Annotated in this window: 7 protein-coding genes; 5 read left to right on the top strand and 2 right to left on the bottom strand. The window is 66.2% G+C overall.

Translation table 11 applies throughout. The features are described 5' to 3' along the window. The first annotated feature begins 23 nt into the window (after positions 1–23). The 3 genes from AB0H57_RS26380 to AB0H57_RS26390 all read left to right on the top strand — a co-directional run bounded on the left by AB0H57_RS26380 (position 24) and on the right by AB0H57_RS26390 (position 2,056). The gene (locus AB0H57_RS26380; RefSeq protein ID WP_357510901.1) at positions 24–482 is read left to right on the top strand and encodes a DinB family protein; all 459 of its coding nucleotides are present in this window, start codon (positions 24–26) and stop codon (positions 480–482) included. Between the two features lie 12 nt (positions 483–494). Next, positions 495–698 (top strand): hypothetical protein, encoded by a 204-nt coding sequence (locus tag AB0H57_RS26385; protein WP_357510903.1) that lies wholly within the window; start codon positions 495–497, stop codon positions 696–698. Positions 699–868: 170 nt separating this feature from the next. Further along, a complete protein-coding gene (locus AB0H57_RS26390; protein ID WP_357510905.1) occupies positions 869–2,056 on the top strand; it encodes a hypothetical protein in 1,188 nt (395 codons plus the stop codon). A 688-nt stretch (positions 2,057–2,744) separates the two neighbouring features. Here the strand turns inward: AB0H57_RS26390 and AB0H57_RS26395 are convergent. After that, entirely contained in the window at positions 2,745–3,980 is a 1,236-nt protein-coding gene (locus tag AB0H57_RS26395) for an IS110 family transposase (protein WP_357510907.1), read from the bottom strand. Positions 3,981–4,701: 721 nt separating this feature from the next. On the opposite strand from AB0H57_RS26395, the gene AB0H57_RS26400 reads away from it, so the two are divergent. Together AB0H57_RS26400 and AB0H57_RS26405 are read left to right on the top strand one after the other, a co-directional pair. Further along, positions 4,702–6,219, top strand: coding sequence for a PIN-like domain-containing protein (locus AB0H57_RS26400; RefSeq protein WP_357510909.1), 1,518 nt, complete (start codon positions 4,702–4,704; stop codon positions 6,217–6,219). A gap of 268 nt (positions 6,220–6,487) precedes the next feature. Further along, positions 6,488–7,444, top strand: coding sequence for a gamma-glutamylcyclotransferase family protein (locus AB0H57_RS26405; protein WP_357510911.1), 957 nt, complete (start codon positions 6,488–6,490; stop codon positions 7,442–7,444). A 482-nt stretch (positions 7,445–7,926) separates the two neighbouring features. Here AB0H57_RS26405 and AB0H57_RS26410 read toward each other — a convergent pair. Beyond that, a partial coding sequence (locus AB0H57_RS26410) for a hypothetical protein (protein ID WP_357510913.1) occupies positions 7,927–9,877 on the bottom strand: 1,951 nt, incomplete at its 5' end.

A 9,877-nucleotide genomic window follows, 5' to 3' on the forward strand; every position in this document is an offset into this window, starting at 1 on the left:
GCGCACGGTTCCGCGGCGTCGACTTGAGCGGGCTGGTGATGCGCGGCGTCGAGCTGGTCGACGTCCGGATCGACGGTGAGATCCAGAACCTTGTGGTCAACGGGGTCGACGTCGCGCCTCTGGTCAATGCGGAGCTCGACCGGCGCGACCCCGTCCGGGCCAGGATGCGCCCCACCGACCCTGACGGCTTCCGGGAAGCGTGGGGCATCGTCGAGCGACTCTCGACCGGCACCGTCGAGCGTGCTCGCGGCCTGGACCCCGGGCTACTGCACGACTCGGTGGACGGCGAGTGGTCGTTCATCGAGACCCTGCGCCACCTGGTGTTCGCCACCGACGCGTGGGTACGGCGGGCAATCCTCGGCGACCCCTCGCCGTGGGACCCGCTCGACCTGCCGTGGGATGAGATGCCGGACACCCCAGGGATCCCGCGGGACCGCGAGGCCCGTCCCTCGCTCGAGGAGGTCCTGGCGCTGCGCCGCTAACGGATGGCCACCGTGCACACGGTGGTCGACGGCCTGACCGACGAGTCCCTGGCCAGCCACACCGAGCCCATCGAGGGGACCGGCTGGCCGCCGCCGGAAAGCTTCCCGGTACGCGAGTGCCTGCTGATCGTCCTGAACGAGGAGTGGCACCACCGGCAGTTCGCCGAACGGGACCTCGACGCGCTGCAGACAGGCGCGCCACGGAAGGCGAGCTGATCGACGTCGGACCGACTGCCCGGTCCTCGGCATGTTGGCCGCGCGCCATCAGCGGCCAGAAGAGGATGGCGAAGCCGGGCGGGCATCGGGAAGGTAAATCGGCGTCGCGGTGTGCGACGTCGGTAAGGTAAGTACCTGGGCCTCTACGTGTCCGGCCGTACTATCTCCCGGTGATCTCCCCCCGCCGACGGCTGGTCGCCGCGTCCATCCTCTTTGTGTTGGAGGCGGTAGCGTTCGCGCTACTCGTCACGGAGTCTGTGACGGGTGCGATCGCCGCCGTTGGCTTCACCTGCGTGTCGTTGTGGGTGCACGTCGTCCTGCACGAGTGCGGGCACCTCGTCGCGGCGAAGCTGCTGCGTCTGCCGGTCATCGCGGTCCGTATCGCACCCTTCACCGGGTGGCGGAGCGAAGTGTTAGTCCGCCACCCGGCGCCGTCGGCGACCGCGTTGCCGCTGCGGATGGTGCTGTTCTACCTCGGTGGCCCGATGGCGAACCTGTGCACCGCGGCGGTGCTCGGTGCCGCGATGGCGTTGACGGGTACGGCGTTGACGCGCGTCGCACTGCTCGGCGCAGCGCTCGTCGCGGCCCTGCTCGGGGTGGTCAATCTCATTCCCGGGGCATCGCCCCGCCATGACGGCCGGATCCTGCTTCAGTGGCTTTTGGCGCCGACAGCCACCCGCGCCGCGCTGCGGGCGGCCTACTACCAGGAGGAGGTGAGCAGGACGGTGCGGACGATTGTCCGAGGAGAGGTGGACGACGATCCTCTCGGAGATCCGGTTCGCGACAGCGACGACGCGCGACTCGCGCTCGCTGCCTTCCAACGGCGCTGGAGCACGAGACACGCGCAGTCGACGGCGGACTTCATCGCCGACGCCGAGCGGCTCGCGGCGCTGGCTCGCGCCGACAGCACCGATCCCATGGTCGCCGCCGCAATCGGGCAGGTGCTTACCGTCCAGTTCGGGTTGTGGTACCTGTACGCCGCGGTGGTGAACGGATCGCCGGTCGACCACCGAGAGGCGTCGGAGCTCTCGGAACTGGCCCAGCTCTCCCTCCACGGGCAGCCGGACATGTTGTCCGCTCGGGTCGCTATAGGCCTGGCGCACCTGCTCAACCACCGACCGGAGCAGGCCCGGTCGCTGCTGCTCGACATTCGGCCGAACGTCGACCCGCCGGACCTGTGCAGCGTCGCGTTCCTTCTGCGGGCCATCGCCGAGTGTCACCTCGGCAACCATGCCGCTGCGGACGTCGACCGGGCCGCCGGCGGCGACTACCAGCAACTGACACAGGTCGTTGCCGAGATTCAGGCAGCCGATCCGGTGCCGCCCTTGTTCGCCCTGGCACCGATGGCTGACACCTGACCGGCGTGCCTGCGCCAGCAGACGCGGACCGTATCAAAGGTCAGCGAGATTACCCGTCCGCCGGCACGGTCGGCGGAACACCAGCGCCAACCACGACGTCCGCTCATCGGCTAGAAGCGGACGGGAGGAGGCGGGGATCGGCCGAGTGAACCCACGAGTCGACACCTTCGGATCCGCGGAAGTGGTCACCGCCCAGGAAGCCCTGGTCAGATGGCTGCCGGTGGGATTCGAGTCTCAACTGCCGGAATCCGTACCAAGTCCGCCATGGCGGATCTAGAGCCGCACGTCGATGCTGGATCGTCCCGGCGACTGGCTTCGGCGGGCCCGGGACGACAAGACGGCAGTAGGCAGGCGGGGAGCAGCCAACGCTGACCACTTCGGTTTTCTCTGGGAGGTCACGTCGCACCGCTCGACCGCATCCCCGCAGGTCAAAGCCTCGCCCCTGTCGGGTATCGGTGAGCACTTCGGGAGCGGTGACCACTTCGCCAACCTGCACCCAATCTGCTCCCACTTGCAAGGCCAGGCCATCCAGCGGCTCCTTACCGCCGTGACCTGCGCATACTCCCCTGCCAGGCAACATAGAACGCCATCGGCTGCTGCGCGAAACCGCTGAGCACTCCGTGTGAAGCAGGACGCTCCGCCGGCTCTGACGCGAAGATTCCCCCTTCGCGTCAGAGGTTGGTTCGCTTCACGACGCGTTTTCCAGGGTGACGCGGTATCCCATGGCTTCGAGTTGATGGATGGCTCGTTTCTTGGATCGGTCGGGGTGAAGGCGGGTGAAGTAGTCAGCGCCGGGGTCGTCGTAGAAGGCGCCGGTGGTGCCCATGTGCCAGATCGCGGTAAGCATGGAGTGTTGGATGGCTACGTTGGCCTTCTGCGGTCCACGGCGTGAGGCGATGCGCCGGTATCGGGCGCCGAGGTAGGTGCGCGGGTTCTGGGAGCACGCCATCGCCGCCGCCCCCAGCGCTCCCTGTAGGTAGGGGTTGCCGGGGCGGGTTCGGCTGGACTTCACCTTGCCCGCCGATTCGTTGTTGCCGGGTGTGGTGCCGGCCCACGAGGCCAGGTGCTTCGCGGTCGGGAAGCGAGTCATGTCGGCGCCGGTCTCAGCGATGATCACGTCGGCGGTGAGGACGCCGATGCCGGGGATGGAGCAGATCAGGTCACGGAAGCCCTGAAAGGGCTCCATCATCACCTCGATCCGCTCGGTGAGCCTGTTGATCGCCGCCGTATGCCGGTCGATCAGGTCCAGGTGCACGCGAGCGAGGAACGCATGGTGCTCGGTGAATCGGCCGTTCAACGCTTCGGTCAGCTCCGGGATCTTTGACCGGAGCCGACGCCTGGCCAGATCCGCGAGCGCTGCCGGATCTCTGTCACCAGCGATCAACGCCTCCAACATCGCCCGCCCGGACACCCCGAGGATGTCGGACGCGACCGCGGACAGCTTGATCCCGGCGTCCTCCAGCAACTTCTCCAGCCGCTGGACCTGCCTGCCACGTTCCCTCGTGATCGCCGTGCGTGCCCGGGTCAGATCCCGCAACTGGCGGATCGGCTCGGGCGGCACGAACGAGCCCCTCACCAGGCCGTGCGCGCCGAGTTGGGCAAGCCAGGTCGCGTCCGCGACATCGGTCTTGCGTCCTGGCAGCGTCTTCACGTGCCGGGCGTTGACCAGCATGACTTCGAAGCCGGCGTCCTCGAGCAGGTAGTAGAACGGCTTCCAGTAGTCGCTGGTCGCCTCCATCACCACGCACGTCACCTGCTGATCAACCATATAGTCACGCAACGCGAGGATCTGGCTGGTCATCGACCCCCAGGTCGTGACCGTCTCGGTCGTCTTGCGGCGACCGGCCCCCGCGATCCGCACGCACACCTTGGCGTCCTTCTTCGAGATGTCCATCCCGACGCAGCGGGAGTGAACGACTTCCATCACCAGCCTCCTCCACACGCGGACCATGGCGTCCGTCGTGGGGAGGGCAGGGAGATTCGAAAGTCTGACGCTCGGGCTCGCTGGCACCAATCCACGGTTCCCGTGGAAGCCCTCCGCCACCATGCTGACCTACAGGCTCGTCAGCACCACAGAGAAATCGGGGTCGACCACGACGGACCCCATCACAATCCGCCCGAACACAGTCGGACCGCAACCAGCAACCGGCACCGAATCTTCGCGCACCACGGTGCGCCTCGAAGACGGCGCCGCATTGCTGACCTGCAGAAACGAGAAGCCGCAGGTGGCGGCGGGTGCAGTTGAGCGCCATTGCGTGCCGTTGGATGCCGTTCGACGCCGTTCAGCGCACCCGACTGCTCCCCACGTGCTCCCCGATTCCCGGCGGCGTCCCCGGCGCCTTGGCGCTTCGCTTCGCCGCGTCTCGCAGGAACAGCACCGAAACTGACGCTCGCTCAGTGTGATCGATGTTTTGAGACAGCGCGCACGGTCGGCGGCATGACTGTGCCTCGGCCAGGGCACGTGTATCACCGTCGGCCGCGCATGTACACCTCGTGGTCTAGAAGGCGACAAGTCGTCCCCTCGTGGAACCAGCTCTGGAAATCTGGGCTCGGCGAGTACGCGTCGGTGCGGGCGCGATGATTCTCACGTGCCGCCCAGCCCGTATGCCAGGTCAGCGGCGGCCCGAGTTGGGCTGGGAGGCTCGATGGCTGGCTTGTTCGACGGCTTCGAGGGTTACCGCGTCTTGGCAGACGCCGACGTGGACCAAGCATTGACCGGGGCGTTGATCGCGGTGGACGCCAATGTACTTCTCAACCTTTATCGCTACAACACACAGACGACGGAAGACCTGCTGACGATCTTTGAAAAGGTCGGCGACCGGCTGGTTATCCCGCACCAGGCGATTCGGGAGTTTCATCGCAACCGACTCGCCGCGATCGGAAATCCGGACGGCGCGGCGCAGGAAGTACGCGGCGCACTGCAGAAAAATCAACGGTCGACGTTCGACGCCCTCTCGCGGTGGGCTAAGCAGGTAGCCTTGGCGGACGCCGACCTGGAACAGTTGCAGCGGGATATTGGCCGGATCTTTGGCCAGCTTCTGGAGGCAGTCGGCAACGCTGAGCCGGACCGAGTTCAGGCAGACACACCGGCGTCGAAGGACCCAATACTGACCCGCCTCGGTGTGCTGCTTGACGGCAGAGTCCTGGCTCGACCGCCAGATGACGAGTGGGACAAGCTCATCGAGGAAGGCAAACAAAGGGTTGAGGAGCAAACTCCTCCCGGCTACCTCGACGCAGACAAGGAGGACGAGCAGCCGGAGGGTCCTGCGGGAGACTTCCTTGTCTACTGGCAGGCCTGCGAGGAGGCGAAGAGGCGCAACCTTGATCTTATCATCGTCACAGGTGACGAGAAGGAAGACTGGTGGTGGCGCCACCGCTCGGTGGTGATCGGTCCACGGCACGAGATGGCGAAGGAGTTCTTCGACTTCAGCGGTGGACGGCAGTTGTTCCTTCTGCGGCCACGCGACCTGCTGCTGCGATCCTCGGCTCTCGACGTTGAGGTCAATCCGGCCTCGCTCGAGGACGCCGGCCGACAGCGAGACGACCTCGACCCGCTCGGCGTCTGGACTGCTGAAGCGGTTGCCGAGTTGCTGCGGCGGCTCGACGCAGAGGGCCAGGTCCAAGCTGAAGTGATCCGAGAGGCCGCGGCGCTCGGCGGGACCATCGGTCGGGAAGCACTCTATGGCATCTGCGGCTACGACGACGATCGAATGCTGCGAGGGTTTACGCGTCCCACCGCACGCATCACCGCAGACCTTCAACTGGCTGGCCTCCTCCCCGACCCCGTCGCACCCGCGCTGAAAACCCTCTACCCCGAAGGCGTACGTGCCGCTGGCTTCCGCATTCCAGCAGAGGTGGTGGCGATCCTGCGAGGCACCGCAGGCGACGGCGAGCCCGACGCGGAGCCGGACGGCAGCAGGCATGCCGGCGGCAAGTACACGCCGTTGACGAGGTGGCTCCAAGAGCAAACCGTCGATGCCATTCCCGTCACCTTCGCGGACCTCGAAGGAGTGATTGAAAAAGCGCTGGCACCTTGGGCTCGCCACCACCTGCCGTACTGGTACTCCGTACGAAACTCCCTCGGCCGGGCCATCGCAGCGGGCGGCTTCAGGCCGAGGCAGGTAGACCTGACATCGGAGACGCTCACACTCGTTCGGAGGTAGGCGGTGCTCCGACATAGCCATGCCGCAGATCCGTAGTCGATCATCGCCGTGGGTGACCACCTCAACCCCGGCTGGCCGCGTCCGCCGGTTGAGCACACTCGACCACCACCTCGGGTCCGCCGAAGAGGTCACCGAGCAGAACCTGGGCGCTTGGGAACACGACTGGCCGTGAATATCTTGAGCGCCATCCGGGCGCACGTGGCCAGAGGTTGGGTGAACCCGGGGGCTGCGTGTTGACGGAAGCGTCGGCGTCGGGATACTCGGCGCCGTGGGCGGAGACCATTGGTGGCAGAGCCCGTCGCTGCGCGACGGTTTGCTCGTCGTACTGAATTTGATCAACGATGCTCGAGCCGCGCCTCGACGCCGGCCCGGCTGGGAGCTGGCCGCATGCGCCGATTACTTCCGGGCGCTCAATCAGCTAGCGAGCTGTCTCGACGGCACGATGCCCCCGCCTTCTCCGCCTCCGGATCGCCCAAACGTGCCTGGCCGACGCACCGAATCGACCAAGCACCGGAACCTGCTCCTTAAGATGACTGCCGCGGACCAACACGGTCTACTTTGCCACCCAGCGGTGGCGGCGTTTGCCCGCTTCGAGCCCCTGGTCCTCGATCATGGATCGCCGGGCATGAGTCAGCGGATCGCGGAGCTGACCGAGCCGGTTGTCCGGGTCGCGTCGAGGCAGCACCGGCAGTTTCGAGAGAGCTGGCTGCGTTGGGAGGAGCGGAAATCTCGCACGCCGGAGACGCTGCACAAGTTGATCCGCGCGGTGCTGGTGGTCCGGAACAACATCCAACACGGAGAGAAGACGCCGTCTGGACCTGACGTGCAGCGGCGCGAGCGGAACCAGGCGGTGGGGCGGCTCGTCCTTCCTATCCTCGAGGCAATCGTCGACGCTGTGCTTGTCCGACCTTCCCACAGGCTCGCCGCCTACGGGACACTGCGGCCAGCTCAGCCCAACCAAGACGAAGTCAGTGTCGCTGGCGACTGGACCGAGGTCACGCTGACCGGGTGGCTGCGCAACCAGTCCAGCTTTCCCGCCTTCGAGGCCGACGTGTCCGGGCAGAGGGTTCCGGCGGCGTTGTTCACCTCCGCCGGGCTGCCGATGATCTGGCCTCGCCTGGATGACTTCGAGGGCCGAAACTATGAGCGGCGCCTCGGCCTGTACGAGTGCGAGGGCATCGTCGGCGTGGCTAACGTCTACGAGTGGGTGGGAGAGAATTGGTGAACGATCTCGACGCTATCCGTGCTGGGCTGCGCGCCATCGACCAACGGGTCGCTACCGGTCAGTAGGGCCTGGGCGTCCATGGGGTAGAGCCGGGATAGTAGTCACGGAGACCGGGCTCCCGGCGGACCGGCACCGTGACTTCTACAGCAGCCCGTGGCCGATCGTAACGCCGTACGCCGACTGAGCTGGTTGTTCGGACATCTGTGGGAGGTGTTCGCGGCGACGCTGGATCATGTGACCAAGTTCGAACTCTTCTGCCGACTGTCCAGCGCCGCAATCCGCTACCAGGCGTGCCGCCGGCCTTGCAACCGAGCCTTCTCGGCGCAGGCGTGCACGAGGCACACGCGATTGTCGGTACGTTGACAGGACGACGTACCTTCTCTGCACCGTTGATCACCTCCGGCGGCGCCATCCATGGCGATGGCGTTCCCGAGACCAGCGGCCGCTACGTCAGGGCTCATCGCTCGTCAGTCAGCCGGCCCTCACATACAGGCGATGAGGCTCCTCATCTCAGTCACGAGGCTGGGCAAATCGAGACTCAGCCGAGCTTCGACGTCCGAAACCTCGGGTGGCTGCGACCTTAGTGGGAAAGTGCGGGCGTTGGGCGGTGGACCAGGGCAGTTGATCGTCATTGAGAGCGGCGTACGAGTGCCAGACAACGAGTAGACCCGCCAGACGGCCATTCGTGAGTCGACCAGAACCATGGTCTTGTCGGCCACGGCGATGAGGACGGCACATCGAGAGTTTCGGGCGACCACGGCTGCAGAACCGTCGATCCGCACCAGCTCGGTGGCAGCCCGCGCCGCCGCCTGATAGGGGTTCGCGAACCCGCCTTCTACCCGCCATACGCCGTCCTGTAGAGCGACTGCAAGACCGGCATCGACAAGCGACGCCCGCACCGCAGCGTATGGGTCCTGGCGCGCCTCCCCCGCCAGCCTGACCGTTTCACGAAGCTCCTCCGCGGTCGCTACGCGCGCGAAGGGCTGAGTGGCGGGCAGGAGAAGGTCGTCAGCGAGCGAGACATCGGCTTCCGCTACCCACTCGGATGCGTCTGCCCAGGCGTCGGTGGAGGGCAGATCTCCCTCCCGTCCGCCGTGTAGGTGAGTTCCCTGCCGCAGCGTGGTCATAGCGACGGCGAGCAGCGCGTAGAGATGGTCGAAGGCCTCGGCAGGAAGACTATCGAGCATGCCGTCGTCAGGGACCAGCGACCAGATCAGCCACCTGAGGTCGACGCGCCAATCGTCGTCTTCATGCCAGACACCAGCCGCAAGCAGCGTCAGGTAGAGCCGGGTGACGACCATGCGGAGGTGAACCGGCGGCAGGGTCGACCAGTCGTTCTCTATGGCCGGTTCTGTTACCGCGGTGACCCAGCGCTCGGCGAACCGTCGGTACTTGGCGCGCTGGTCCGGACGGATTTGTGGGACCTGCGTCGCGGGATTTTCCTCCTGTTCGCGCGCCACGCCGTCGAGTACGTCGTCATCTTCCTCTTCCGTCACCTCCCCTTCGTCGACGTCATCGATCGACCAGTGAGTCGCGGCGCCATGGTCACCAGTGTGCTTCTTCGGGAAGATGAGCGCGGACAGGCTCGGGCCGAGTGCGTGTTCGCACTGCTCGAGGTAGTCGGCCCACCGGTCACCCGGCTCGACGTGAGAACTCGCAGAAGTGGTGGATGTTGAGGACGGAGTGCGGCCCTGGAGGCCCACCTGCTCAACGAGCCGTCCTAGCTCGTTGGTGAAGCGCTGGGCCAGCAGCGGGTCGCTGAAAAGCTCTCCCACCTCCCCTGACCAGGCCAGGCGCGGTGCGTCGTTGTTGTCTTGGCGGGGCCGGCAGCGGGAGCTATCGGTGATGAAGACGGCCGCAGATTCCAGCCGTACGCCGGCCACCTCCATCACCGCGCGCACTGCACCTCCGGTCAGCTCCGGTACCAGGAGGCGTGCGGACTGCTGGTTGGCAGGAACGGCTCCTGCGATGGCCCATGACCCCGGTGCGCCGGTCGGCGAGGTTTCGATGGTGACCCTCTCGCCGGGCGCCACGGCCAGTTCCACTATCAGTGTCCCGTCCACCAGGGCACAGCCGAGAAGGACGGGTCCTGAGGCGCTTGCGGTGCTACCAGCCGGCGGCGCCGATTTCAGGTTCTGAATGGCGTTCGGTGGCTGAGGATCGCCTTCTGATGGGAAGAGCCCGGAGGCGTGCGGTGCGATGACTGCCAACTCGCAGTTGCCACCCTGTCTGGTGCTGGTCAGCAGTGCGGACGCTGTGATATTCGCGCTGCCGGTCATGCCGGCAGTCTTTCCGTCAGGGGTGCGCCACTCGATCAGCTTTCCGTGCCGGGCCCGCCCCCTGTCTGTCAGGGTGAGTTGAGGCCAGCGGCTCATAGCAAGTCCGCCGGACAGGGCGAGTTCAGGATCGAGAAGCGTTGAATACTGCTGTTGA

This window comes from Micromonospora sp. NPDC050686, from assembly GCF_040654475.1.
Classification (GTDB): Bacteria; Actinomycetota; Actinomycetes; order Mycobacteriales; family Micromonosporaceae; genus Micromonospora.

Coding starts and splice junctions, on each gene's coding strand:
- AB0H57_RS26395 (WP_357510907.1), bottom strand. CDS start 3,980: ATGGAAGTCGTTCACTCCCGCTGCGTCGGGATGGACATCTCGAAGAAG.
- AB0H57_RS26400 (WP_357510909.1), top strand. CDS start 4,702: ATGGCTGGCTTGTTCGACGGCTTCGAGGGTTACCGCGTCTTGGCAGAC.